Raw genomic sequence first — 24,366 nt, 5'->3', positions numbered from 1 at the left:
CTATGACTGACACCGTGAAGTTCCGGAGCCGACTGTCGCCTGAGAAGCGTCGGCCCTCGGCGTTCTGGGTGCTGGCCCTCATGATCCTGCCGTTCTGGTCGCTCATGGTGCGGTACCGTTTCACGCCGCAGTCGAAGCTTCCGGAGCGCGGGCCCTTCATCCTCGCCCCGAATCACTACAGCGAAGTCGACCCGATCGCGGTGGGCGCCGCTGTATGGCATCTCGGCCGCTTGCCGCGCTTCATGGCGAAGGCCAGCCTCTTCACAGTGCCCGTCCTCGGGTGGCTCATGCGGGCATCCGGTCAGGTGCCGGTGCAGCGCGACGGTGTCGCCCGCTCCGCGAGCCGCGACGGCAACCCGATGAGCGCGGCCTCGCAGATCATCGAACGGCAGGACGGTGTGATCGTGTACCCGGAGGGCACGCTCACCCGCGATCCCGACCTGTGGCCGATGCGGGGCAAGAGCGGTGCCGTGAGACTCGCACTCGAAGCGGGTATCCCACTGATCCCGGTGGCCCACTGGGGCACGCATCGGCTGATGCCGCGCTATGCGAAGCGGCTGCACCCGTTTCCGCGCAAGACGATCGAGGTCGCCATCGGCGAACCGCTCGATCTCAGTCGCTACGCGGGCAAACCGGTCGATCAGCGAACCATCAACGAGGCGACGCGGGAGCTGATGGACGCCATCACGGCGCTCCTCGCCGGGCTCCGAGGCGAACAGCCGCCGGCTGAACGCTGGGATCCGAGCAAGCACCAGCAGAGCGAAACGGGGCGCTTTTGACTATTCGATCCGCAGCAGCGGGATCGGTCCACAGTGATCGCAATCGGGGCCGAAGGGTCGCGGTCATCGGCGCGGGGAGCTGGGGAACCACCTTCGCCAAGGTGCTCGCCGACGCGGGGTGCGACGTCACGATGTGGGCGCGTCGCCCCGAGATCGCGAATGAGATCCAGGTCGCGCGCCGTAACAGTCAGTATCTGCCTGGCGTGAATCTGCCGAAGACGCTCACGGCGACGGACGATCTGGCCACGGCGCTGGAGGGGGCGCGACTCGTCTTCCTCGCCGTCCCGAGCCAGACGCTGCGTCAGAATCTCATCGACCTCGAACCGTATCTCGATCGACGGTCCGTGCTCGTGAGCCTGGTGAAAGGCGTCGAGAAGACCACGACCATGCGGATGTCGGAGGTGATCGCCGACACGCTCGATCTCGGACCCGAGCGCATCGCGGTGGTATCGGGCCCCAACATCGCCCTGGAGATCGCGAAAGAACAGCCGACTGGAGCCGTGGCTTCGTGCGTGGACCTCGGCGTCGCTCAAGAAGTGGCGATGGCTGCGAACGCGCCGTACTTCCGAACGTACGTGAATACTGACGTCATCGGAACGGAACTCGGCGGCGTGCTGAAGAACCTCATCGCGCTCGCCATCGGCATCGTGGACGGCGTCGGCTACGGCGAGAACACGAAGGCCGCGATCATCACTCGCGGGCTCGCCGAGATGACGGAGTTCTCGGTAGCCTCAGGCGCCGATCCCGCGACCCTCTCCGGTCTCGCGGGCCTCGGCGATCTCATCGCCACCTGCCAGTCGCCGCTCTCCCGCAACAACACCGCAGGCCGCCTCATCGGTCAGGGGTACACGCAGGAGGAGACCCGCGAGCAGATGCAGCAGATCGCCGAAGGCATCACGTCGGTGCCGCCCGTGCTCGAACTCGCTCGGGAACGCGGAATCGTCATGCCGATCGTCGAGCAGGTGCAGATGGTGCTCAGCGGCAAGATGCAGCCCAAGTACCTCGGCCCGCACCTCGCCACCGAAGACGACGTGCCGCAAGCGGAACTCAGCTTGGGATCGCCCCAGATAGGTCGACTGAAACGACTGTTCGACCGTATGAAGGGAACACGCGGGTGACTGCCAACGCACTCCGAGAAGATGCCCCGGCGAAGCGCACGGTGGTGCTGCTGTTCGGCGGCCGGTCGAGTGAGCACGGCATCAGCTGTGTGACCGCGGCGGGTGTGCTCCGCGCGATCGACCGTGCGAAGTTCGACGTGATTCCCGTGGGAATCACTCAGCAGGGCGCCACCGTGCTGATGGAAGAATCGGATCTCGACGAGTACCGGCTCGACGCAGCAGCGCTTCCCGAAGTCGCCGACAACGGCACCCGCGTGCTGTGGCCGGCGTCGACCGCCACCCGTGTCATCAGCGTGATCGACCCTTCGGGGCGAGTCCGAGAGCTCGGGAGTGCTGACGCAGTGCTGCCGATGCTGCACGGCCCCTACGGCGAAGACGGCACCGTGCAGGGCATGCTCGATCTCGTGGATCTGCCCTACGTGGGGAGCGGCGTGCTGGGCTCGGCCCTGTGCATGGACAAGCACGCGGTCAAGACCGTGCTGGCAGATGCGGGCATCGCCGTAGCGCCGTGGAACACGGTGACGCGTTCTCAGCTCGACGCCGACCCCGCACTGGTCTCCCGGCTCGACGCAGATCTGACGTACCCGCTCTTCGTGAAGCCCGCCCGGGCGGGATCGAGCGTTGGCGTCAGCAAGGTCGTCGCGCCGACGGAGCTGCCCGCGGCGCTGGAAGTCGCGTTCGCCGAGGATCGCACCGTGCTCATCGAATCGGGCGTCGTCGGCCGCGAGGTCGAGATCGCAGTGCTCGAGGGCCGCCGCGACGCGCGCCCGCGAACGAGCACCGTGATCGGCGAGATCGTGATCTCCGGCGGCGGCTTCTACGACTTCGCGTCGAAGTACCTGGACGGTTCAGGCGTGCGCCTGGACCTGCCCGCCGAGGTGAGCGAAGCGGAGTTCGCGGCGCTGCAACGCGACGCCGTCCTCGCGTTCGAGATCGCCCAGTGCGCCGGGCTTGCGCGAGTCGATTTCTTCTTGACGGAGAACGGTCCGGTGCTCAACGAGATCAACACGCTTCCCGGTTTCACGCCGATCTCGATGTACCCTCGCCTCTGGGAAGCATCGGGCCTGAGCTACACCGAACTCATCACGGAGCTCATCGAGCTCGCGATCGAGCGCCGCCCGGCGTACTGAGCTGCCTCGACGTTACGGGTGCGTCGTCACTGCTTCGCTCCGGGGACGTCGAACGTGTCGGAGAGCGTGGTGCACTCGCGCTCTTGAGGGAGCTGCTGCACGACCGCATTGAGGTCAACCGTCGTTTCGGTGCCGCTCACCTGCTCGGAGTCGACGAAGACCGCGAGGCCGGGCGTTCGACCGTACGGCTCGAAGCGATAGATGGGAGCGGCTGAGTCGTCGATCACCCAATCGACGCCGTTGACGTTCACGCACGTGTCCGTGGTCGGTCCGCTCGGCTCGACACCGCACACGAGTTGCACGGCGCCGTCACCCCAAGCGCCGGTCGCCTGCGCGTTCGTGTAGCGCCGTTCCTCCCCGGCGACGATGTCGGGCAGCCGCACGATCACATTGGCGCACGCCGGATTATTCGCGTCCTCCGCAGCGTCCATCGGCACGATGGGAGCGCATGCCGACAGGAGGGTCGCGGTACTCGCGAGTGCTGCTGAGAGTGCGACGATCTTGAGGGCCCGAAACTTCACCGTTCCAGCCTACTCGCCGGGGCCTGGTCGAGTGCCGGGCGCGGTGGCGAGGCGTGGGCGCGGGAGCGACGGTAGCGTAGGAACGTGGAACCACGAGAGACGTTCGCGCCCACGGTCGGAGAACTGGGGGAGTCCGGCGTGCTCGCGCGCGTACTCGCGCAGCTCTCAGAGGCGAGCGCCGTCGAGCTGGGCCCGGGCGACGACTGCGCGGTGCTGCGGCACGAGGGCGACATCGTCGTGACGACCGACACCATGATCGAGGGCCCCGATTTCCGCCTCGCTTGGCATGACGGCTTCGAACTCGGCTGGAAGTTGGCGGCGACGAACCTCTCAGACGTTGCCGCCATGGGCGCGCGTCCGACCGCACTGACCGTCGCGCTCGCAGTACCGCTCGATACTCCCGTGCATCTCCTCGAGCGAATCGCGGAGGGTCTCGACGCTGCGTGTCGTGCGCTGGCGCCGGGGTGCGGTGTGGTGGGCGGTGACCTGGGGAGAGCGCCTGTGGTGACTGCCGCGGTCACGGCGCTCGGCGACCTCGAAGGGCGGGCACCGGTGCTGCGTTCCGGCGCCCGCGCGGGCGACGTCGTGGCGTATGCGGGGGAGTTGGGGCTCGCAGGGCTCGGTCTCTCGCTGCTCTTCGCGGAGGGCCTCGCGTCCGATGGCACCGCGAGTGCGGATGCCGTCCCCAGGCTCTGGGCCGCGCATCCGGAGGTCATCGCCGCGCAGCTCGCACCGGCGCCTCCCATACCGCTCGGCATCGCAGCTGCACAGGGCGGGGCAACGGCCATGATGGACGTCTCCGACGCTCTCTCGATCGACAGTGAGCGCCTGGCTCGCGCGAGCGACGTGCAGATCGGCTTCTCCTCGGCGCTGCTCGAACAGGGCTTCGGCGAGCAGAGCGGAGTCGTGGTGCCGGTCGAAGCGATGCTGCACGGCGGCGAGGATCACGGTCTGCTCGCGACCTTCCCCGCCGACGTCGCGCTGCCCGCCGGGTTCCGGCCCATCGGCACGGTCGATCCGGTGACGGGATTCGGGCCGTCCGCCGGGCGGTTGTCACTCGACGGCAAGGGGTTCGAGGCTCGCGGATGGGATCCGTATACCGTGCAGTACCCGGGTTCCTCATGATCGACGACCTCGGTGCGCGTGGGCGCGGCCTCGTGCCTCTGCGCCGAGAGAGCGTCAGAGCCGGTTCGTCCAAGCCTGGAACACCCCTCGCGGAGCGAAAGAGTTTTCTGCTGATATGCAGTGGATCGAAGACTGCATACCGAAGTCGGTGTACTGCTCTTGACCTCCTCGGTGCGTAAAGGTGACACTGTTACCGCTTGCAGGGGATTCCGCTGTGCGACTCTGTTGAACGGTGCGGGTATGTGGGTGAATTGAAGCGGCATTTCTCGCTCTGAACATTCGGCAGAGCGCCCACTCACGGGCCCGACGGAAGCGAGACGAATCGATGAAAGCTCAGCCCCAAACGTTTCGACGGCGAGTGTCATCCGGGCTGCTTGGTGTCACCATGACGACGGCGCTCATCGCCGGGATCGGGGCGCCGGCCATGGCCGCGGCGCCGATTCCGATCTGGACGCCGGCGATTCAGCAGGAGTTCTACTGGAATCACATCGGCACCGTCGACGCAGGAACGGCTCCGCTGTCCGAGACTCTGCCGTCGTCAGGCGACCTCGACTATTCGCAGGCCCATTTCGCAGGGATGACTCCCGATAGTTATGCGGGTGTTCGCATGGGGTTCGACAACGACACGGAGTACTCGCTCGCTGTGCGCCCCGTCGAAGCCGTGGTCGGCGGTGACATCGCTCCATATATCAACGCCTACTTCGACGCCTCGTGGGCGGACGCGGAGGGGCTCGCGAAAGACCGCGTGCTCGCCGCGGGTGAAGGAGTGCCGGCCACGACTCAGGTTGTCGGCATGCCGTACACGGTCGGCAATGAAGCGCGGGGTCTCGAAGGAACATTCGGGTGGAGCTGGCAGATCTACGCCGTCCCCATCACGGTCGACGACTCTGGCTACACCACGACCTCCGGGCAGCCGATCACGATCACGGACTGGAAAGCGAACGACACCCTCGCTCCCGCAGAGCTGCTCGATACGATCTCCTTCTCGCTCGGCGAGAGCGACCCTGCTGCGGGCACCTGGGAACTCGACGACACCGGAGCGATCACGTTCACGCCGGCGGACGGCTTCGTCGGGATCGCTTCCGTCGCGTACACGGCCTCAGGGATCGGCGGATACAGCTCGACGTCGACGATCAGCGTCGACGTGCAGGCGGATCCTGTCGGCGAGCCGCCCGTCGCCCGCGACGACCGCGCCGAAACGGTCTCGGGCACGCCGGTCACCGTTGCCGTGCTCGACAACGACTCGGAGATCGACGCTGAGGCAGAGGTGACGATCATCGAATCGGACGATGCGCAAGGCGACTGGGTTGTGGAACCGTCGCGTTCCGTGACGTTCACGCCAGCGAGTGCATTCGTCGGCGCTGCTGAGGCGACGTACCGGGTGGAGAACCCCGATGGACAGTTCTCGACGGCGATCATCACGATCGATGTCGCCGCGCCGGGGATCCCCGTGCCCGACCCTGGAGACCCGGTCGATCCGGCGCCCGTGCCGCCCGGCGCTCCCGCCGAACCCGCGCCGCCCGTGCAGCCCAGTCCCGCTCCCGAAGGCCGGCCCGCGGCGTCGGGTACCCCTGCCGGTGCGGGTGTCGCGCACACCCAGCTCGCACGTACGGGAGCCGCTGACCCTTCGGCAGGCGCGATGTTCGGAGGCGGCCTGCTCCTCCTCGGCGCGATCGGTGTCGCAGCCGCAGCTCGCCTGCGTGTTCGCCGATAGCCCGTCCGGCGACTCGGAGCGCTCCTAGTCAGGAGTTCGTGCTGTCAGACGGAGCGCCGCCCACAACTCGGCGCGCGTATCGGGGGAGTCCAGGTCGACCTGCAGGAGCTGGGCTGCCGTCTGCACGCGAGAGCGGAGCGTATGGCGGTGCACCCCGAGTTCGGTGGACGCGGCGCTCGTCTGTCCATGGTGGGCGAGCCAGCCGGTCAAGGCCTCCTCGATGCGATCGTCGTGCCGCAGGTCGTGATGCCGCACGGGAGCGAGCAGCAGTTCCGCTCGCTGCTTCGCCTCTGGGAGCCCGTCGAGCAGGTGGATCACGCCCTCGTGGGTGGCGGGCGAATACTCGACCGGTGCACGTACGGCGGTCGTGGCAGAGCGTTCGAGCGCGAGTTCCGCCTGCATCAACCCCTCGCGCAGATTCTCGAGGGCGACGCGGTCGGAGATGCCGGCTCCGAGCCCGTGTGCGGTGAAGAGGCGCCGGATCGCGGGAAGATGGCGCGACTCTGCCACGATGAGCGGAGCCGCGTGCGTCGTCGCCGTGAAGAGGCCGGGGCTCCCGGCGTCGAGCGACTGCAGATCTTCCGCGAAGGTCGGGTCGAGGCGATCCGGCATCGCATATCGCACCACGACGACGGGTCCACGAGGAAACCGCGTCAGCGCATCGCTCGAGAGGCGTTCGGCCAGGGGAAGCTGCTCGGCGAGCAGCAGTTCGACGATGGCATCGCGGAGCACCGCCTGCGCCGAGCGGATCCCGCTGCGGTGCTCCAGCTGGACGGTGGCGAGGGCGGCGACGAGCCCGTGCAAGGCACGTTCGGCGATGTCTGGCACTCCGCGTTCTTCGATGGCAAGCACGCCGAGCACATGCCCCTGGCGGCCCAGTGCTTGGAGCTGCATTCCCGTGCCGGATTCCGTTTCGATGCGCCCGGCGCTCACCCCGCGCTCGATGAGTCGGCGGGCCTCCCGGCGCACCCATTCGACCGGGAGATCGGGCCGCGCGCGCTCGGGCGCGAATTCGACGACCCGCCCGAAGCGATCGGTGACGCAGACCCAGTGCCCGAGTCGTGACGCGGCTTCTCGCACGGCTGCGCCCAGGCCGTCGCGATGCAGGGACGCGTTTGCGACGGCTCGCTGCGACTCGAGTGACCAGATGTCGCGATCTCGGGTCTTCGCCTCGAGGAGGCGGGCGGCCGTCTGCACGATCTCGATGAACGCAGTGTCGTACGGCACCCTGAAGAGTGGCAGGTCGAGTCGGTCGCAGGCCGACACCACGAGTGCCGGCACCCGGTCCCAGTGCAGCCCGACGGCGACGCCGAGTGCCGTCACGCCGGCGTCGATGAGGCGCTGGACGTAGTCGCCCGCGTCGGCATCGGTGCGCATCGAGCCGAAGCGTGCGCCGGTCGTGAGCAGCACGGTTCGCGGCGTCAGGAATGGCGCGGGGTCCTCGAGCTCGCTGACGTGCACCCACTGCACGGGACGACTCGAGGCTGCGCGGCTCGCTCCCGCGATGAGCGCGAGCTCCAGCTGGTACTGGTGCAGCAGCTCGCCCAACTCGATGGTCGGCCCCTGCACCGCTTGCACAGACACCGGGAGGGTGGGCGCGGTGCGCGCACCGGAATTCGATTGGGGCGTGATTTCCATGGCTGCTCCGCATCCGCCCCTGCCGGAGTGGCGAAACTTACGGGGCTTGAACTCCATTCTGGCAGATCGGGAAACGAGGTGCAGGCCGTAGGCTGTTCCCGAATCACCCTGAACCCGTGGACGCGGGTTCTCTCGAGACTCATAAGGAGAATCAGTCATGACAGCAGTCACCGGCGGTCCCTCGCTTCCGCAGGAGCGCAAGCTCGTCACCAGCATCCCCGGCCCCAAGTCGCAGGAGCTGCTCGCACGCAAGAACGCGGCAGTCGCCTCCGGCGTCGGCGTCGCACTGCCCGTTTCCATCGTCGCAGCGGGCGGTGGCGTCATGGTTGACGTCGACGGAAACTCCCTGATCGACCTCGGCTCCGGAATCGCCGTGACCGGCGTCGGCAACTCGGCGCCCGCCGTCGTCGAAGCCGTGACCAACCAGGTCCAGCAGTTCACGCACACCTGCTTCACCGTGACCCCCTACGAGGGGTACGTCGCAGTGGCCGAGAAGCTCAACGAAGTGACCCCTGGCGACCATGAGAAGCGCTCAGCACTCTTCAACTCGGGCGCAGAAGCCGTCGAGAACGCGATCAAGATCGCGCGCCACTACACGAAGAAGAACGCCGTCGTCGTCTTCGATCACGCGTACCACGGTCGCACCAACCTGACCATGGGCATGACCGCGAAGAACATCCCGTACAAGGACGGCTTCGGTCCGTTCGCTCCAGAGGTGTACCGCGTGCCGACGTCGTACCCGTTCCGTGACGGCCTCTCGGGCGCCGACGCCGCGTCGGTCGCGCTGAGCCAGATCGAGAAGCAGGTCGGTGCCGGCAACCTTGCTGCGATCATCATCGAGCCCATCCAGGGCGAGGGCGGTTTCATCGCTCCGGCCGAGGGATTCCTTCCCGCGCTGCAGGAGTGGGCGACCGCGAACAATGTCGTCTTCATCCTCGACGAGGTGCAGACCGGCTTCGCCCGCACCGGCGACCTCTTCGCCGCGAACCACGAAGGCGTCGTGCCCGATCTCGTCACCACGGCGAAGGGCATCGCCGGCGGCCTGCCGCTGTCGGCTGTGACCGGCCGCGCCGAGATCATGGATTCGGCGCACGCGGGCGGCCTCGGCGGCACCTACGCCGGCAGCCCGATCGCCTGCGCCGCGGCACTCGCGACGATCGACACCTACGAGCGCGAGAACCTCACCGAGCGCGCCCGCGAGATCGGCGCGATCATCGACGACTTCTTCGGCGAACTGCAGAAGTCCGATGACCGCATCGGCGACATCCGCGGACGCGGTGCGATGAAGGCCATCGAGCTCGTCGAGTCGGGTTCGCAGAAGCCCGCAGCCGCGCTCACCGGCGCGATCGCCAAGGCAGCAGGCGAGCAGGCAGTGGTCGTGCTCACCTGCGGCACCTTCGGAAACGTCATCCGCTTCCTCCCGCCGCTCTCGATCTCCGACGAGCTGCTGCGCGAAGGCCTGCAGGTCGTCGCCGATGCTCTCGCAGCGAACTGACGCGCGCGCACTCCGATCCAGAATTCTCTGAAAGGACACCGAATATGGCTTTGAAGCCCAACGAGCAGGATCTGCTCGACCGTGTCGCCTCCGGCCTCGGCATCGGCGGCACCTGGGAGCCGTCGACCTCCGGAGCGACGCTCGATGTGCACGACCCGGCCACCGGCGCCGTCATCAAGTCGATCGCCGACGCGACGGTCGAGGACGCGGTTCGCGCGCTCGACGCCGCCGTCGATGCTCAGGCCGAGTGGGCGGCGACCTCGAGTCGCGAACGCTCGAACATTCTGCGTCGCGCATTCGACCTGCTGATGGAGCGCAAGGAGGAGTTCGCGCTTCTCATGAGCATGGAGATGGGCAAGCCCATCGCCGAAGCTCGCGGCGAGGTCGTCTACGGCGGCGAGTTCCTCCGCTGGTTCTCGGAAGAGGCTGTGCGGGTTCCGGGCGATTACCGCCAGAACCCCGAGGGCACCGGCACGATGATCGTCTCGCAGATGCCGGTCGGCCCCTGCTACTTCATCACGCCCTGGAACTTCCCGCTCGCGATGGCCACCCGCAAGATCGCTCCCGCGCTTGCCGCGGGCTGCACGGTCGTCATCAAGCCGGCGGCGCTCACCCCGCTGACGACGATCTTCTTCGCACAGCTCCTCGAAGAGGCCGGCCTTCCGGCGGGCGTCGTGAACGTGGTCGCCACCTCGAAGTCGAGTGCTCAGTCGAGCGCCCTGCTCTCCGATCCGCGTCTGCGCAAGCTCTCCTTCACCGGTTCGACGCCGGTCGGTGTGAAGCTGCTCCAGGCAGCGGCGCAGAACGTGCTGCGCACCTCGATGGAGCTCGGCGGCAACGCCCCGTTCATCGTCTTCGAGGATGCGGATCTCGATAAGGCCGTCGAAGGGGCGATGCTCGCGAAGTTCCGCAACATCGGCCAGGCCTGCACCGCCGCGAACCGCATCATCGTGCACGAGTCCGTCGCCGACGAGTTCGCGCGTCGCGTCGGCGAGAAAGTCGCCGCGATGACCATCGGGCGCGGTGCAGACGAGGGCAACGACATCGGCGCGCTCGTCGAGGAGAAGGCCGTGACGAACACGGCGCGTCTCGTCGCGGACGCCGTGGAGACCGGGGCGAAGATCGTCACCGGCGGCGAAGCCGTCGATGGGCCGGGACACTTCTTCCAGCCCACGGTGATCGACCACATCAGCCCGCAGGCTGCGATCATGCGCGAGGAGATCTTCGGGCCGGTGCTCGGCATCATCCGCTTCTCCACGGAGGAGGAGGCGGTCGAGATCGCCAACAACACCGAGTACGGTCTCGTGAGCTACGTGTTCACCGAGAACATCGGTCGCGGTCACCGCATGATCGAAAAGCTCGAAACCGGCATGATGGGCCTGAACACCGGCCTCGTCTCGAACGCTGCGGCGCCCTTCGGCGGCGTGAAGCAGTCGGGCATCGGCCGTGAGGGCGGGTTCGAGGGCATCCACGAGTTCCTCTCGTCGAAGTACACCCTCCTGCCGCGCTCCTGAGCGTCGGCGAAGTCCGGTGAACGGGCCCGGGATCGCGAGATCCCGGGCCCGTTCCTGTTTCCCGGCCCGTGATTCCCCACTGATTCAGACGCTGGTGGCGACGTCCGGCGTCGCGCAGCGAATGCCTCGTTGCACGGCGCCCGTGCGGAGCCAGCGCCCGAGCGGAGCGGGATCGCCTGCGGGAGGCGATGCCCCGACCGGTGAGTTCGCTACAGTGCGGGCTCCGCCCACCACAGTGCGGTCTCGCCGTAGCGCTTCTCGCGAATGGGCTGAATGCCTGAGGGCCAGGTCGGTTCCGGCGTGCGCGTGCTGCGTTCGACGAGCACCGCGGCTCCCTCTGCGAGCAGCGGCGCGAGCGCGCTGAGTACGTCGGAGATCTCCGTCTCCGAATGGTCGTAGGGCGGATCGATCATCACCACGTCCCACGTCGGGGTCACGGATCGCTCGCCCTCGGAAGCCAGAAACGTCTGCACCGACTGGCGCACGACATCGATTCGAGGCGCTGCAGTGGACGCCCGCGAGAATGCGCCGAGTACCGTGCGCGTGTTGCGCTTCGCGATCTCAGCGGCCTGCGGGTGCTTCTCGACGAGTGTGACGGTCGCGGCGCCGCGGCTTGCCGCTTCGAGCCCGAGCGCGCCGGATCCGGCGTAGAGATCGAGCACCCGCACCCCCTCGATGAGGTCCCACGACGTCAGTGTGGAGAAGATCGCCTCGCGCACGCGGTCGCTCGTCGGGCGCGTGCCCGACTTCGGAACCTCGAGACGCAGGGAACCGGCTGCTCCGGAGATGATTCTCGTCACAGGTTCGAGCGTAGCGCGTCGGCGGTCGGCGATACGCTGGGTGCATGACTCGCGCGACCCTCGACACGCCTCTCGTCGGAGTCGTGGGCGACCGAACTGCGAAGCCGCTCGAGCGGGCATTCGGCATGCGCACCGTCGGCGACCTGCTCTATCACTTTCCGCGGCGGTACTCTCGCCGGGGTGAGCTGACTCCGTTGAACGACCTGCCGGTGGGGGAGCCGATCGCAGTGGTGGCGCAGGTGCTCGACGTGCGCGAGCGCCAGATGCAGCGCCGCAACGGCAAATTGCTCGAGGTGCGCATCACCGACGGCACGGGCACCCTGACCCTCACCTTCTTCAACCAGCAGTGGCGAGGGCGTGAGCTCTTGCCGGGCAAACGCGGACTGTTCGCGGGCAAGGTGAGTGAGTATCGCAATCAGCTGCAGCTGCAGCATCCCGAGTACGAGCTCTTCGAGAATCGCGAGGATACTCCCGGCGGCGACCAGCTCGACGAGGCGGCCGCGAAGGCATGGTCGGAGACGCCCGTGCCGATCTATCCGGCCACGTCGCAGCTGCCAACGTGGACCCTGCAGCGCGCAGTCGAACTCGCACTCGACGCCCTCGGAGACGTACCGGATCCGCTTCCCGACCAGATCAGGGAATCTGAAGGCATCGAGCGACTCGGCCGGGCGTTCGAGCACATCCACCGCCCCCAGCATGACGCCGACTGGCGGGCCGCGCGAGACAGCTTCCGCTTTCGCGAGGCGTTCGAGCTGCAGCTCGCGCTGCTCGATCGGAGGCGACGCGCCGGACTGGAGTCAAGCACGCCGCGACCGGCGGGCACCGATGGCGGCCCTCTGGCGAGATTCGACGCAGCGCTGCCGTTCGAGTTGACCGGCGATCAGCGGCGTGCGGGGGCGACGATCTCAGCCGAGCTCGCCGAGCCGCATCCGATGCATCGGCTGCTGCAGGGAGAGGTCGGATCGGGGAAGACGCTCGTCGCGCTGCGAGCCATGCTCCAGGTCGCGGAGGGGGACGGGCAGAGCGCGCTGCTCGCGCCGACCGAGGTGCTCGCGGCGCAGCACTTCCGCTCGATCGTCGAGGCCCTCGGCCCCGCACTCACCGAAGAGCTGAGGCCCGTGCTGCTCACGGGACGGATGCCGGCGGCGGAGCGGAAGCGTGTACTCCTCGCGCTGGTGTCGGGGGCCTCGCGGATCGCCGTCGGCACCCATGCACTGATCAGCGAAGGGGTGACGTTCCTCGATCTCGGGCTGATCGTCGTCGACGAACAGCATCGGTTCGGTGTCGAGCAGCGCGAAGCGCTGCGCCAGAAGGGCGCCCAGCCGCACGTCCTGGCGATGACGGCCACGCCGATTCCGCGAACGGTCGCGCTCACCGCATTCGGGGATCTGGAGGTCACGACGATCCGGGAGCTGCCGCCCGGGCGCCAGGGGATCTCCACGTTCGCGGTGCCAGAGATCGAGATGCCCAATCGTGCCGCGCGCGTTTGGGCGCGTTCGGGCGAGGACCTGGCTGCAGGACGCCAGATCTATGTCGTCTGCCCCGCCATCGCCCCCGGTGAGGTCGAGGCAGGTGCGGAGGAGCCGGACCGGGGTGACGCGGCCGGAGGCGACGGACGCGCTCCGGAGACGGCTGACACCCGCCGTCTCGCGAACGTCGAGGAGACCGTCGAAGAACTGCGCCGGCACCCCGCGTTCGCGGGGGTCGTGATCGCCGGCCTGCACGGAGGTATGGCGCCCGACGAGAAGGACCGCGTGATGCGGGGCTTCGCGTCGGGCGCCATCGGGGTGCTCGTGGCGACCACGGTGATCGAGGTCGGCGTGAACGTGCCGAACGCGTCGATCATGATCGTCCGAGACGCCGACCGGTTCGGTATCTCCCAATTGCACCAGTTGCGCGGCCGCGTGGGTCGAGGCGAGCACGCCGGCCTCTGCCTCCTGATGACCACCGCTGAGGCCGGCACGGTAGCGCGGGAGCGCATCGATGCGGTCGCTGCAACCTCAGACGGATTCGCGCTCGCAGAGATAGATCTCGAACTGCGTCGCGAGGGCGACATCCTCGGGACGGCCCAGTCCGGCGGGCGATCGACGCTCCGACTGCTCCGGGTTGCAGAGCACGGCCCGCTCATCGCGCACGCGCGGGAGGTGGCTGGCGAACTGCTCGCCCGCGATCCCGAACTCACGGGGGCACCCGGCCTGGCCGAACTGATCGCCAAGGATCAGGAAGCGGGCCTGCTCGACAACCTCGCGAAATCGTAGCGAGCAAGGCGCGCCCCGCGCCGACCGCCTGCGCGACGCTGCGGGCGCCCGGTACTCGGGTACCACGACGGGCGGCACCTGCGATGGATGTGCGCGCGAGGCGTCGAACCTACCGTTGAAGCAACGCCGGAAGTTCGGCAGCAGCAGAAACGGAGACATCATGATCGAAGCGCGCGGACTCACGAAGCAGTACGGCAGCACAACGGCGGTCGACGACGTCAGCTTCAGCATCGCACCGGGGCAGGTCACCGGCTTTCTCGGGCCGAACGGCGCCGGCAAGTCGACGAGCATGCGGTTGATGGTCGGACTCGACCGGCCGACGTCGGGCACCGTCACGGTGAACGGTGCGAAATACGCCGACACGGCCGCCCCACTCGCCGAGGTCGGGGCCCTGCTCGACGCGAAGGGCGTGCACCCGGGACGGAGCGCGCGAAGCCATCTGCGCGCTCTTGCAGCAACGCACGGAATCCCGGACACCCGCGTCTCGGAAGTGCTCGAGCAGACGGGTCTCTCAGCGGTCGCCAACCGGCGTGTCGGCGGCTTCTCGCTCGGCATGGGCCAGCGCCTGGGCATCGCAGCGGCGCTGCTCGGCGATCCGCAGATCCTGATACTCGACGAGCCGGTCAACGGTCTCGATCCGGACGGGGTGCTCTGGGTGCGGCAACTGCTGCGTCATCTCGCATCAGAAGGGCGCACGGTGCTGCTCTCGAGTCACCTCATGAGCGAGATGGCGCAAACCGCCGACCACGTGATCGTGCTCGGTCGGGGGCGCGTCGTCGCTGACGCGCCGATCGCCGAGTTCATCGGGGGAGTTCGGAGCGGGAGCGTGACCGTGCGCAGCCCGCAGGCCACGAAGCTTGCATCGTTGCTCATGAACTCGCACCGGGAGGGGGCTGTGCTCGAACCGCTCGGCGACGAGGGCTTCAGCGCTCGCGGCTTCACCGCCGCCGACATCGGATCGGTAGCCGCGGCGTACCAGATCGAGCTCCACGAACTGAGCCCGCAGACGGCGAGCCTCGAGGAGGCCTACCTGGAACTCACGCGCGGCGAGGTCGAGTTCACCGCCTCATGAGGATGCCGGCCGAGCCCGCCCCCGGCGCTCACTCCACACTTCGATGACACCTCGACACAGAAACGAGACACCCATGACTTCCACCATCGTGATCGACGCCGGTTCGGCGCCATCGCAACCGCCAGCACGACCGCGCACGCCAGGCGGCGCGAGATCGGCAGGCGTCACCTTCGCCGGGGTGCTTCGCTCTGAGCGCATCAAACTGACATCGCTCCGCAGCATCAAGCTCACGCTGATCATCACGGTGGTGGTCGGCATCGGGTTGAGCGCCGCGATCGCTCTCCTCTTCAGCAACGAGATGCGGTCGGCCGCCGGTGGCTCGGAAGGCGCCGCATTCGGTGCCGGCGCCAGCGACCTGCAGTTCTATCTCCTCGTCGTCTCGACCTTCGCAGCACCGTTTCTCGCGCTGATCTTCGGAGTGCTCGGGGTGTTCGCGATCTCGAGCGAGTACTCGAGCGGCATGATTCTCTCGACGCTCACCGCGGTGCCGAAGCGCACCCCGGTGTTTCTCGGGAAAGCGATCGTGCTCGCCGGGGTCTCGGCGCTCACGGCGCTGGTGCTCGTCGCAGGCGGCCTCTCCGTCGCACTGATCTGCTACCCCGCGAGCGCGGCGCAGCTCGGCAGTTCCATGGTGGTCTCCGGGGTGCTCGGAACGGTCGCCTACCTCGTGCTGATCTCACTGTTCGCCTTCGGCGTCTCGGTGCTGCTGCGCTCGACCGCCGGCGGCATCGCGGTCGTGGCAGGGGTGACGTTCGTTCTGCCGATCGTGTTCCAGGTGCTGACCATGACCGGCTGGGCGTGGGTCACCACCGTCAGCGAGTACCTCCCGGCGCAGCTGGGCACCGTGATGTCGCGCGGCATCGTCGACGTCGCCAGCGGCCCGACATTCTGGGTCGCCACGCTCGCGATGATCGTCTGGGTCGCCGCCGTCGTGCTTCCTGCCGTCGGCGTCTTCAAGCGTCGGGACGCTCACTGACCGAGAGCGATGCGGGAGGCGGGCCAGTACAGTGAACGGTATGACGCCGGACGCCGAGGTGCGCCTCCCTCGCCCGCCCGGAGTGATCCGGCGGGCCTTCGCCGCGCACCCCCGCGCAGTCGACATCACGATCGTCGTCTGGTATTTCATCGGCAGCGCTCTGGGGATCAGCCTGGACATCGCCGCGTCAGCGACCTGGGACGAGGCGACGGGCTCAAGCACGTGGGCCGGCGTACCCGAGCACCTCACCTGGCCATGGGTGCTCATCGCCGCGGCCCGCATCCTCCTCATCGCCGCGACGCTGTTGTACCGACGCCGGTTCCCGCTGCTCGGCCTCATCGTCATCGTGGTCGTCACGTTCGGAGAACAGGGGATGCAGAGCCTCGCAAACGGCGTGGCTCTCATGTTCCTGCTCTACGCGGTGCCGGTCTATCGCAGCGTCGCCGCCGGGTGGGTCGCCTACGGCATCGCCGTCGGCGGGGCACTGCTGCAGTCCGCACTGTCGTTCTGGCGCGGTACGACCGAGTTCGAGACCACGAGCCCGGCGAATCTCATCGCGGCCGACACCGGCGCAGTGCAGAGCATCGGCGAGCTGGTCACGCTGTCGGTCGTGAGCGCGATGTGGCTCCTGGCGATCCTCATGCTCGGAATCAACCTCGGCAACCGCCGCAGATACATCGCCGCGGTCATCGATCGGGCGCACCAACTGGTGCGCGAACGCGACCAGCTCGCGCAACTCGCCGTCGCGGAAGAGCGTTCGCGCATCGCTCGCGAGATGCACGACATCGTCGCCCACTCCGTGTCCGTGATGATCGCCCTCTCGGAAGGCGCGGCGCGCGCATCGGAGCGCGCGCCCGAGGCCGCAGCCGACGCGATGCGGCGCAGCGCCGAGACCGGGCGCACCGCGCTCGCCGAGATGCGACGACTGCTCGGTGCGCTGCATTCCACTGGTGAGCAGGCCGACCTGCTCCCGCAGCCCGGCGTCGAAGACCTTCCGCAGCTCGTCGACGGGTTCGTGGATGCCGGGCTCGCGGTGACGCTGCAGGTCACCGGCGAGGCGGCCGGCGACCGTGGCCAGGATCTCGCGGTCTACCGGGTGGTGCAGGAGGGGCTCACCAACGTGCTGCGGTACGCGGGAACCGGTGCGCGCGTCCGCGTGCAGGTGCAGCGCGACACTGATCGCACCACCGTGCTGGTGCGCGACTTCGGCCCGGCGCCCGGTGAGCCGCAACCGGTGGCCGGCCTCGGGTCGGGGCGCGGCCTCGCGGGGCTCGCCGAACGAGCCAGAGTATTCGGTGGCAAGATCGAATCGGGCCCGGTGGCGAGCAGCGAAGGCGGAGGATGGCGGTTGTGGGCCGTCCTTCCGGTGAGCGCCGCCGCCAGTGGAGCCGACGGATCCGCAGGGCCCCCGCCGCCGATGCAGGCCGGCCCGCCACCCGTACCGCCACGAGAGGAGCGCCGATGAGCGCAGAGGACATCCGAGTCATGCTGGTCGACGATCAAGAACTGATCCGCACCGGCTTCAAGCTGGTGCTGCTGGGGGAGCCGGGCATCGACGTGATCGCTGAGGCGGCAGACGGAGCGGCTGCGCTCGAACAGCTCGAGGCACTCGGAACGAACGGCTGCGACCTCGTGCTCATGGATGTGCGGATGCCGGGAATGAACGGCATCGATGCGACCGCTGAGATCGTGCGCCGGTTCCCCGATGTCCGCGTCGTCGTGCTCACCACGTTCGACCTCGACGAGTACGCGACCGGTGCGATCCAGGCGGGGGCGAGCGGTTTCCTATTGAAGGACGCGCGCCCGACGGAACTGATCGACGCGATCCGCAGGGTCGCTGCGGGGGACGCGGCCATGGCGCCGAGCGTCACCCGTCGGCTGCTCGATCAACTGCGCACGGGCGGAGGTGCCGGGCTCGGTGCGGGAGAAACCGCAGACCTTCCGGCGCGCGACACGGCCCTCGAAGCGCTCACGGATCGAGAGCTCGACGTCTTGCGTCTCATCGCGGAGGGCAAGAACAACGCGGAGATCAGCGCCGAGCTGTACCTCTCGGAGTCCACGGTGAAGACCCACGTCGGCCGAGTCCTCGCCAAACTGCAGTTGCGCGATCGCGTGCACGCAGTGATCTTCGCCAAGCAGCACGGGCTCTGAACGCGCTCAGCCGCCGAATTCCACTCGGAGCATCGTGCCTCGCCGATGCCCCTCGCCGATCACACAGGGAGACCCTCGTGAGCACGTCCCCATACCGCCTCTTCCACGTCGTCGTAGCCTCGGCGACGCGGCCTTCGCCCGGGTTCGTGCGCGTGGTGCTGACCGGGGAGGGTCTCGAACGCTTCGGATACGTGGGCACGGATCAGCGCGTCAAGCTGCTGCTGCCGAACCGGCGAGGTGCAATTCCGCCGCTCGAAGACGGCGACGGGTGGTACCAGTCCTGGTGCGCCCTCGACGACGACGAGCGGCCGCCGATGCGCACGTACACCCCGAGAGCGTTCTCGCACGACGAATCGGGTGCGAGGCTGACCATTGATTTCGCGCGCCACGGGGAGAACCCGGGGCCCGCCTCGGCCTGGGCGGAAGCGGCGGCCGTCGGAGATGCGCTCGTGATCCTCGGCCCCGACGCCGAGCACGGGGCGCCGAATACGGCGGTCGGGTGGATTCCTCCGCGCGACGCGCGCCGGTTCCTGATCGTGGGCGACGATACTGCGCTCCCAGCAATCGCAGGCATCCTCGAATCGCTCGACGACGATGCCTGCGCCCGAGTGATTCTCGAGGTCGCCCATGCTTCCGACGCGTCGCTGCTCCAAGCCGGTGCGATGCGGGCAGCGGGGCGACTGGAGCTCGTGGTGCTCGAGCGCGATGATGCGGATCGCGGAGCCGCTCTCGTGGCAGCGGTGCGCGCGCTCGACGCGGTATTTCCCGGTTCGCCAGCAGATGCGCTGGGGAAGCGCGTCGACGGCGGCGAAACACGCGGGCGCGAACTGCAGGAGATCGATGTGGATCGCGAGATCCTCTGGGAGGTGCCGGGCATGGACGCCGCCACTGGAGCGCGGGTCCCGATCGATGAGCGGCGCTCCGATGGCTACGCGTGGCTCGCCGGAGAGGCGGGCGCCATCAAACTGATCCGGCGCCACCTCGTCGCCGAGCGCGGCATAGACCGCCAATCCGTGGCTTTCATGGGGTACTGGCGTCGCGGGCGTGCCGAGAACTGATCGACGGCCGGCCCTCCGTATCGGTGCATTCCCAAGGAATCCTGCGGCGGTAAACCCTAGGCTGATGGCATGACGAAAATCGCTGTGGTTCCCGGCTCCTTCGACCCGGTGACGATGGGGCACCTCGACGTCATTCTCAGGGCCGCCGGCATCTTCGATGAATTGCACGTACTGGTCGTGCACAATCCCAACAAGCACGCGATGCTGCCGACCTCTGAGCGGATGACGTTGATTCAGAAGTCCCTCGACGAAGCCGGGGCGCCCCAGAACATCACGGTGGCGTCGTGGTCGGTCGGCCTGCTCGTGGACTACTGCACCGAAGTCGGCGCTTCCGTGCTGGTGAAGGGCATCCGCTCTCAGATCGATGTCTCCTATGAGACGCCGATGGCGATCATGAACCGGAGCCTCGCTGAAGTCGAGACGGTGTTCATGCTGCCCGACCCCGCTCACGCGCACGTCTCGAGCACGTTGGTGCGCCAGGTCTCTGGCATGGGCGGAGATGTGAGCCCGTATGTTCCGCCCGCTGTCGCGCGCTTCCTCGACAAGCGCCGTCCGGCGTGACGCGCGCACGGCAGTGTTTCGCCCGCCGTGGAGGAGAACGTTCGAAGGCGTGGACCGCGGTAGAATGTATCGGTGAGTAAGAGCCGAGTCTACGAGGAGAACGTTCGCGACATCATCAACCGTCCGGGGGAGATGCGAGAGCGCTCGCGCACGGTGACGGTACCGGAGAAGCTGGGCGAAAGCCTGGCGGAGATTCCGGAGGGGGTCGAACTCGACCTCGATGTGCGTCTCGAGTCCGTGCACGAGGGGATTCTCGTGTCTGCCGAGGTCGACACGACGATGCATGCGCAGTGCGGCCGATGCCTGAAAGATTTCACCACGCCGTTTCAAGTCGAGTTCCAGGAACTTTTCGCGTATACTCCTACGGAGGCCGACGAGTATGAGGTTCACGGTGATCACGTGGATCTTGAACCTCCGCTCCGAGACGCGGTAGTGCTTGCACTTCCGTTCCAGCCTGTGTGTCGTCCGGACTGCCCGGGTCTCGATCCCGAGTCCGGTGAGTTGCGCGATACCGAGGCTGCAGCGAATAACAGTGTGGAGATCGATCCTCGCTGGGCAGCGCTGGCGGGCTTTGCTCCGGAAGGAGCAGCGACCAATGCAGTCGAGGCTGAAGTAGACCACGGCTCGGGTGAGACTCCCGAGTCCGCAAGCAAGTAGGAAAGAGAGCATCATGGCTGTTCCCAAGCGGAAGATGTCGCGATCGAACACCCGTCACCGTCGTTCGGCGTGGAAGGCTACGGCACCCACCCTGGTGAAGACCGAAGAGAACGGTCGCACCGTGTACAGCCTGCCGCACCGCGCCCGCGTGGTCGAGGACTCGCAGGGCAACGCCCTGTTCCTCGAGTACAAGGGTCGCAAGGTCGCCGACGCCTGAGTTGACTCAGAGCGTTGCAAAGCCGCCGGGCTCCCCGAAAGGGGACCCCGGCGGCTTTCTCCATGCATTCGGAGTTCGGGCTGATCCCGAACTCGTACAGCTCGCGCTCACACACCGTTCGTGGGCGTACGAGCACGGCGGTGCGCCGCACAACGAGCGACTCGAGTTTCTCGGCGACTCCGTGCTCGGTCAAGCGGTCACAGTCGAGCTCTTCACGGCCTTTCCCGATCTGAGCGAGGGCGAGCTCGCGAAGCGCCGTGCCGCGCTGGTGTCGACAGTGGCACTTGCGGCGGTCGCCCGTCAGCACGGACTCGGAGACATGCTGCGCCTCGGCAAAGGCGAGGAGCTCACGGGCGGTCGCGACAAGGATTCGCTGCTGGCCGACGCGGTCGAGGCGATCATCGGCGCGGTGTACCTGTCGACGGATCCGGTGACGGCGACCGCGTTCGTGCTCGATCTCGTCGCGCCGCTGCTCGACGACGCGGAGCGCTTCCTCGACGCGCTCGAGGCGCTCGACCCGAAGACGTCGTTGCAGCAGGAGGCGTCTCGCCGCGGTGTGCCGCACCCCGCCTATGAGACGACCGGAACGGGGCCGGATCACGAACGCCGATATGCGTCGCGCGTGACCCTCGACGGTGTGACCGGTACGGGGGAGGGGACGAGCAAGAAGGCCGCAGAACTCGCCGCCGCGCGAGATGCGGTCACCCGACTGCGTCTTCCGGCCGCTCAGCGCCGTGCCTGAGCTCCCCGAGGTCGAAGTCGTACGCGCTGGGCTGGCCCCGGCGGTGACCGGCGCGCGCGTCGTCGCCGCCGAGGTGCGGGATCCTCGCGCACTCAAGCGGCATGTGCCCGTGTCCGGAGACGACGGCCTCGGCGGCCACGGCGTCACGCTCAGCGCCGCTGCCAGCGCCGCTCGCAGCGCGGATTTCGAGCGTCGCATCGCCGGGATCAGCCTCGAAGCACCGGAACGCCGGGGCAAGTTCATGTGGATCCCCACATCCGGTGTGAGCGCCGATGGTGCGCCGCTCGCGCTCCTGGCGCACCTCGGCATGAGCGGTCAAGTGCTGCTGCGCGCGCACGACGCTGCCGACGAGCGGCACGTGCGGATCCGCCTGTGGATCGAGCACCCGGAGCACGGCGAGCACCGCGTCGACTTCGCCGACCAGCGGTTGTTCGGCTCGCTTGCGCTCGACGCGCTGCGCAAGGCGAGCGATGGTCCAGGGCTCGTGCCCGCGCAGGCAGCGCACATCGCTCGCGACCCCGTCGATCCGGCGTTCGACGACGGGCGTTTCATCGCTGTGCTGCGCAACCGCAGCTCAGGAGTGAAGAAGCTGCTGCTCGACCAGACGCTGATCAGCGGTGTGGGCAACATCTACGCCGACGAAGCGTTATGGCGTGCTCGACTGCACCCGGACACCCCGGGAATCGCGATCGGCCCGCGGAAGGCCGTCGAGCTGCTCGCGGTACTGCGAGCGGTATTCGCGCAGGCGCTCAGCGAAGGCGGTACGAGTTTCGACGAGCAGTACGTGAACGTGAACGGGCAGGCCGGCTACTTCGCGCACTCGCTGCACGCCTACGGGCAGGCTGGGCGGCCGTGCGACCGCTGCGGCACGCCGATCAGGCGCGTGCCATTCGGCGGGCGGTCGAGTCACTTCTGCCCCAAGTGCCAGCGGCGCCGTCCGTCTGTTGTGCGTGACGCACGCGGCCGGGCGGGTGACCCCTCAGGGCATCGCGACGTTCAAGCCAGCGGCCCAGTCGCGGATGGCCTGGCGCTCTGATGCATCGCAGACGTAGCCTGTTCCTTGGCTTTCCGAGCCGTTGGACAGTGACCACCGGTCGTAATAGGCGAGCGCGAAGCAATCGGACATGGCTTCAACGCTGCCTTGGAACAGGCCCTGCGCGAGAAGGTCGTTGTACGCTCCTGAGTAGTCGTCGGCTCCGGCATCGTCGGCTCGCTGGTAGACATGCGAGAGTTCGTGTGTCACGAGCATCTCGTTCATCCAGGCGCTGCCCACCTCGGTCTCCGGCAGTAAGTGGACCGTCAAGGGATCGGCTGATCGGACGCAGCCGATGTTCTCCTTGCCGGGCGTGGATGAGACGTCGCATGCCGTCGCCGCATCCCATTGGACGTCGATGAAGCCATTCCCTGCGGCATCGACAATGCTCTCGGTGAGCGAGCCCGAAGCGTTCGCTCGTCGTGACTCGGCACTCGCGATGCTCTGCTCGAGTGATGCGCGGAGGGCGGCGGCTCGCTCGGCGATCGGTCGTGCTTCGAAGATGCCGATCGTCGGATCATCCGCGCGAGTCGCATCCAGGCGGAACGTACGGAGGTCGGCGACGAGCGGGGCGACAGGGTTGCCTTCGAGCTGAGCCGCGAGCTCGGTGATCTTCGATCGGTCTGACGTGAAGCGCGCGATCTGCTCTGCGACCGCCGGGTCCGTCGGTGTGGCAGGGGCGGGCTGGCTGTTCGGGGCGGCGGACGGAACAGGTGCACGGTCGCTCTCAGCACCAGAGGGCGCCAGTGCCGCGCCGAGTCCGAGGAACGTCACCACGCCGCCGATGGCGAGCGCGGCGACCGCGAGACAGCCGCAACCGGCGAACCACCAACCAGCGCTGCTGCGACGCGCGGGTGCTGGCGGTGCTGCGCTCGCAGGGTTCACCGTGCGCATCCACTGGATCAGTTCAGGGTACGCATTGGGGTTCGCAGCGATGTCTGAATGGAGATCCCAGCGGCGGGCCGCGATGTCCGCCAACACTCGCGGCGGCACGCCTGATGCGTTGGCCGCGGCCCGATCCGTGTCCCTCGACGCGTCGGTCATTCGTTCCTCCTGAGAGTCTCATCCGGCCGAGGGCTCGGCCCCAGTCTGCCAGTTGGCGCGGCCGGCGCCGGGCTGGTTCTTCGCGGGCGTTACCAGCCGAGTACGAGAACCGTGATGGCGGTCACTGCGATGACGATGGCGAGGCCCGCGCCGCACCCGATCGCGAGGATGGGGCCGTAGCCGAGACGCGACGACTTCGCGCCCGACTGACGGGCCGCGGCGATGAACGCAGGCCCGCCGCCGATGTGGAATGCGCGAGCTGCGCCAGCCATGTTCATGCTCCGGCCGACGTCGGCGCTCAACGCGACCTTCGGGGCGTCGATGATCCCCGCCACCGCCCCGGCGGCTCCGAATTCGATGGCGCGGTCCACCGAACTCGGGTCCGCGAGTAGTGGGTAGCTCTGTCCGCCGACCACGAGGGTGATGCGCTGCGCAGCCGACTTCACCACGGTCTCGTGCGCCGGCACGCTGAAATACCGGGTCCAACCGCTGGGGGACGCCACCCACAATGTCACGGCGCCACCGCTCACCTCCGCGCGCGCGGGCACATACTGACCGGATGCACTGTCTCCCAGGGCGCCGCTGAACACGGCGTAGGGGTGTTGGGCCGGTGTGGTCATGGCGTCCTGCTCTCCAGTGGGCTCGGGAATGCGGCAGCCGCACCCGTTCAGCGTAGGGCAGGGAGGGGATGAGCGCCCGGCTGCCCTGCGTTGCAGCGCGGGCGGACTGATTACTTCGTGCCCTAACTAATCTGGTAGGCTGC

General features: G+C 67.9%; 23 protein-coding genes. 18 read left to right on the top strand and 5 right to left on the bottom strand.

Features of this window, described 5'->3' with window-relative positions; genetic code table 11:
• The first annotated feature begins 2 nt into the window (after positions 1 to 2).
• From JE033_RS02345 to JE033_RS02335, 3 genes are read left to right on the top strand one after another with little or no spacing between them, the layout of a single operon-like run.
• Positions 3 to 779, top strand: coding sequence for a 1-acyl-sn-glycerol-3-phosphate acyltransferase (locus tag JE033_RS02345; RefSeq protein WP_176698316.1), 777 nt, complete (start codon positions 3 to 5; stop codon positions 777 to 779).
• Complete coding sequence (locus JE033_RS02340) at positions 776 to 1,897, top strand: NAD(P)H-dependent glycerol-3-phosphate dehydrogenase (RefSeq protein ID WP_200329212.1); 1,122 nt, start codon at positions 776 to 778, stop codon at positions 1,895 to 1,897. The genes JE033_RS02345 and JE033_RS02340 overlap by 4 nt, the downstream gene beginning before the upstream one ends.
• Positions 1,894 to 3,027, top strand: a complete 1,134-nt coding sequence (locus tag JE033_RS02335) for a D-alanine--D-alanine ligase family protein (RefSeq protein WP_200329210.1) — start codon at positions 1,894 to 1,896, stop codon at positions 3,025 to 3,027. Before JE033_RS02340 ends, JE033_RS02335 begins: the two co-directional genes overlap by 4 nt.
• 26 nt (positions 3,028 to 3,053) lie before the next feature.
• On the opposite strand, the gene JE033_RS02330 is transcribed toward JE033_RS02335, so the two are convergent.
• Entirely contained in the window at positions 3,054 to 3,548 is a 495-nt protein-coding gene (locus JE033_RS02330) for a DUF3515 family protein (protein WP_200329208.1), read from the bottom strand.
• Between the two features lie 84 nt (positions 3,549 to 3,632).
• Between JE033_RS02330 and thiL the strand changes: the two genes are divergently transcribed.
• Entirely contained in the window at positions 3,633 to 4,673 is a 1,041-nt protein-coding gene (thiL, locus tag JE033_RS02325; protein ID WP_370567885.1) for a thiamine-phosphate kinase, read from the top strand.
• A 385-nt stretch (positions 4,674 to 5,058) separates the two neighbouring features.
• Complete coding sequence (locus JE033_RS02320; protein ID WP_200329206.1) at positions 5,059 to 6,387, top strand: Ig-like domain-containing protein; 1,329 nt, start codon at positions 5,059 to 5,061, stop codon at positions 6,385 to 6,387.
• Between the two features lie 24 nt (positions 6,388 to 6,411).
• Here the strand turns inward: JE033_RS02320 and JE033_RS02315 are convergent, their stop codons facing one another.
• On the bottom strand, positions 6,412 to 8,025 hold the full coding sequence (locus JE033_RS02315; protein ID WP_234037060.1) for a PucR family transcriptional regulator: 1,614 nt from the start codon (positions 8,023 to 8,025) through the stop codon (positions 6,412 to 6,414).
• 157 nt (positions 8,026 to 8,182) lie between these two features.
• Here JE033_RS02315 and gabT point away from each other — a divergent pair, with 157 nt between their 5' ends.
• Together gabT and JE033_RS02305 are read left to right on the top strand one after the other, a co-directional pair.
• The gene (gabT, locus tag JE033_RS02310; RefSeq protein WP_090148393.1) at positions 8,183 to 9,520 is read left to right on the top strand and encodes a 4-aminobutyrate--2-oxoglutarate transaminase; all 1,338 of its coding nucleotides are present in this window, start codon (positions 8,183 to 8,185) and stop codon (positions 9,518 to 9,520) included.
• A 44-nt stretch (positions 9,521 to 9,564) separates the two neighbouring features.
• A complete protein-coding gene (locus tag JE033_RS02305; RefSeq protein WP_090148395.1) occupies positions 9,565 to 11,034 on the top strand; it encodes an NAD-dependent succinate-semialdehyde dehydrogenase in 1,470 nt (489 codons plus the stop codon).
• Between the two features lie 209 nt (positions 11,035 to 11,243).
• Here the strand turns inward: JE033_RS02305 and rsmD are convergent, their stop codons facing one another.
• A complete protein-coding gene (gene rsmD / locus JE033_RS02300) occupies positions 11,244 to 11,834 on the bottom strand; it encodes a 16S rRNA (guanine(966)-N(2))-methyltransferase RsmD (protein ID WP_200329204.1) in 591 nt (196 codons plus the stop codon).
• Between the two features lie 44 nt (positions 11,835 to 11,878).
• Between rsmD and JE033_RS02295 the strand changes: the two genes are divergently transcribed.
• The 11 genes from JE033_RS02295 (at position 11,879) to mutM (ending at position 22,562) form a co-directional block, all read left to right on the top strand.
• Complete coding sequence (locus tag JE033_RS02295) at positions 11,879 to 14,092, top strand: ATP-dependent DNA helicase RecG (RefSeq protein ID WP_200329202.1); 2,214 nt, start codon at positions 11,879 to 11,881, stop codon at positions 14,090 to 14,092.
• Between the two features lie 160 nt (positions 14,093 to 14,252).
• Positions 14,253 to 15,164 (top strand): ABC transporter ATP-binding protein, encoded by a 912-nt coding sequence (locus tag JE033_RS02290; RefSeq protein ID WP_200329200.1) that lies wholly within the window; start codon positions 14,253 to 14,255, stop codon positions 15,162 to 15,164.
• 73 nt (positions 15,165 to 15,237) lie between these two features.
• A complete protein-coding gene (locus JE033_RS02285) occupies positions 15,238 to 16,140 on the top strand; it encodes an ABC transporter permease (RefSeq protein ID WP_200329198.1) in 903 nt (300 codons plus the stop codon).
• A 40-nt stretch (positions 16,141 to 16,180) separates the two neighbouring features.
• The gene (locus JE033_RS02280) at positions 16,181 to 17,605 is read left to right on the top strand and encodes a sensor histidine kinase (protein ID WP_234037059.1); all 1,425 of its coding nucleotides are present in this window, start codon (positions 16,181 to 16,183) and stop codon (positions 17,603 to 17,605) included.
• Positions 17,602 to 18,291: a response regulator transcription factor gene (locus tag JE033_RS02275; RefSeq protein ID WP_200329194.1), complete on the top strand. Its 690-nt coding sequence runs from the start codon at positions 17,602 to 17,604 to the stop codon at positions 18,289 to 18,291. Before JE033_RS02280 ends, JE033_RS02275 begins: the two co-directional genes overlap by 4 nt.
• A 77-nt stretch (positions 18,292 to 18,368) precedes the next feature.
• Positions 18,369 to 19,349, top strand: coding sequence for a siderophore-interacting protein (locus JE033_RS02270; protein WP_200329192.1), 981 nt, complete (start codon positions 18,369 to 18,371; stop codon positions 19,347 to 19,349).
• A gap of 69 nt (positions 19,350 to 19,418) precedes the next feature.
• On the top strand, positions 19,419 to 19,910 hold the full coding sequence (coaD, locus tag JE033_RS02265; protein ID WP_200329190.1) for a pantetheine-phosphate adenylyltransferase: 492 nt from the start codon (positions 19,419 to 19,421) through the stop codon (positions 19,908 to 19,910).
• 72 nt (positions 19,911 to 19,982) lie between these two features.
• Positions 19,983 to 20,567, top strand: coding sequence for a YceD family protein (locus tag JE033_RS02260; RefSeq protein ID WP_090148412.1), 585 nt, complete (start codon positions 19,983 to 19,985; stop codon positions 20,565 to 20,567).
• A gap of 13 nt (positions 20,568 to 20,580) precedes the next feature.
• Positions 20,581 to 20,784, top strand: coding sequence for a 50S ribosomal protein L32 (rpmF, locus tag JE033_RS02255; protein ID WP_090148415.1), 204 nt, complete (start codon positions 20,581 to 20,583; stop codon positions 20,782 to 20,784).
• Between the two features lies 1 nt (position 20,785).
• The gene (gene rnc, locus JE033_RS02250; RefSeq protein ID WP_200329187.1) at positions 20,786 to 21,526 is read left to right on the top strand and encodes a ribonuclease III; all 741 of its coding nucleotides are present in this window, start codon (positions 20,786 to 20,788) and stop codon (positions 21,524 to 21,526) included.
• On the top strand, positions 21,519 to 22,562 hold the full coding sequence (gene mutM / locus JE033_RS02245) for a bifunctional DNA-formamidopyrimidine glycosylase/DNA-(apurinic or apyrimidinic site) lyase (RefSeq protein WP_200329185.1): 1,044 nt from the start codon (positions 21,519 to 21,521) through the stop codon (positions 22,560 to 22,562). Before rnc ends, mutM begins: the two co-directional genes overlap by 8 nt.
• Here the strand turns inward: mutM and JE033_RS02240 are convergent.
• Positions 22,506 to 23,603 carry a hypothetical protein gene (locus JE033_RS02240; protein WP_200329183.1) on the bottom strand — a complete coding sequence of 366 codons (1,098 nt, stop codon included), beginning with the start codon at positions 23,601 to 23,603 and terminating at the stop codon, positions 22,506 to 22,508. The genes mutM and JE033_RS02240 overlap by 57 nt on opposite strands.
• Before the next feature lie 89 nt (positions 23,604 to 23,692).
• A complete protein-coding gene (locus JE033_RS02235) occupies positions 23,693 to 24,223 on the bottom strand; it encodes a hypothetical protein (protein ID WP_200329181.1) in 531 nt (176 codons plus the stop codon).
• Positions 24,224 to 24,366: the final 143 nt, after the last annotated feature.

Source organism: Leucobacter sp. L43, assembly GCF_016597785.1.
Taxonomy (GTDB): Bacteria; Actinomycetota; Actinomycetes; order Actinomycetales; family Microbacteriaceae; genus Leucobacter; species Leucobacter alluvii.
Note: the sequence above shows the minus strand (reverse complement) of the source record. Positions and strands in the feature narration are given on the sequence as shown.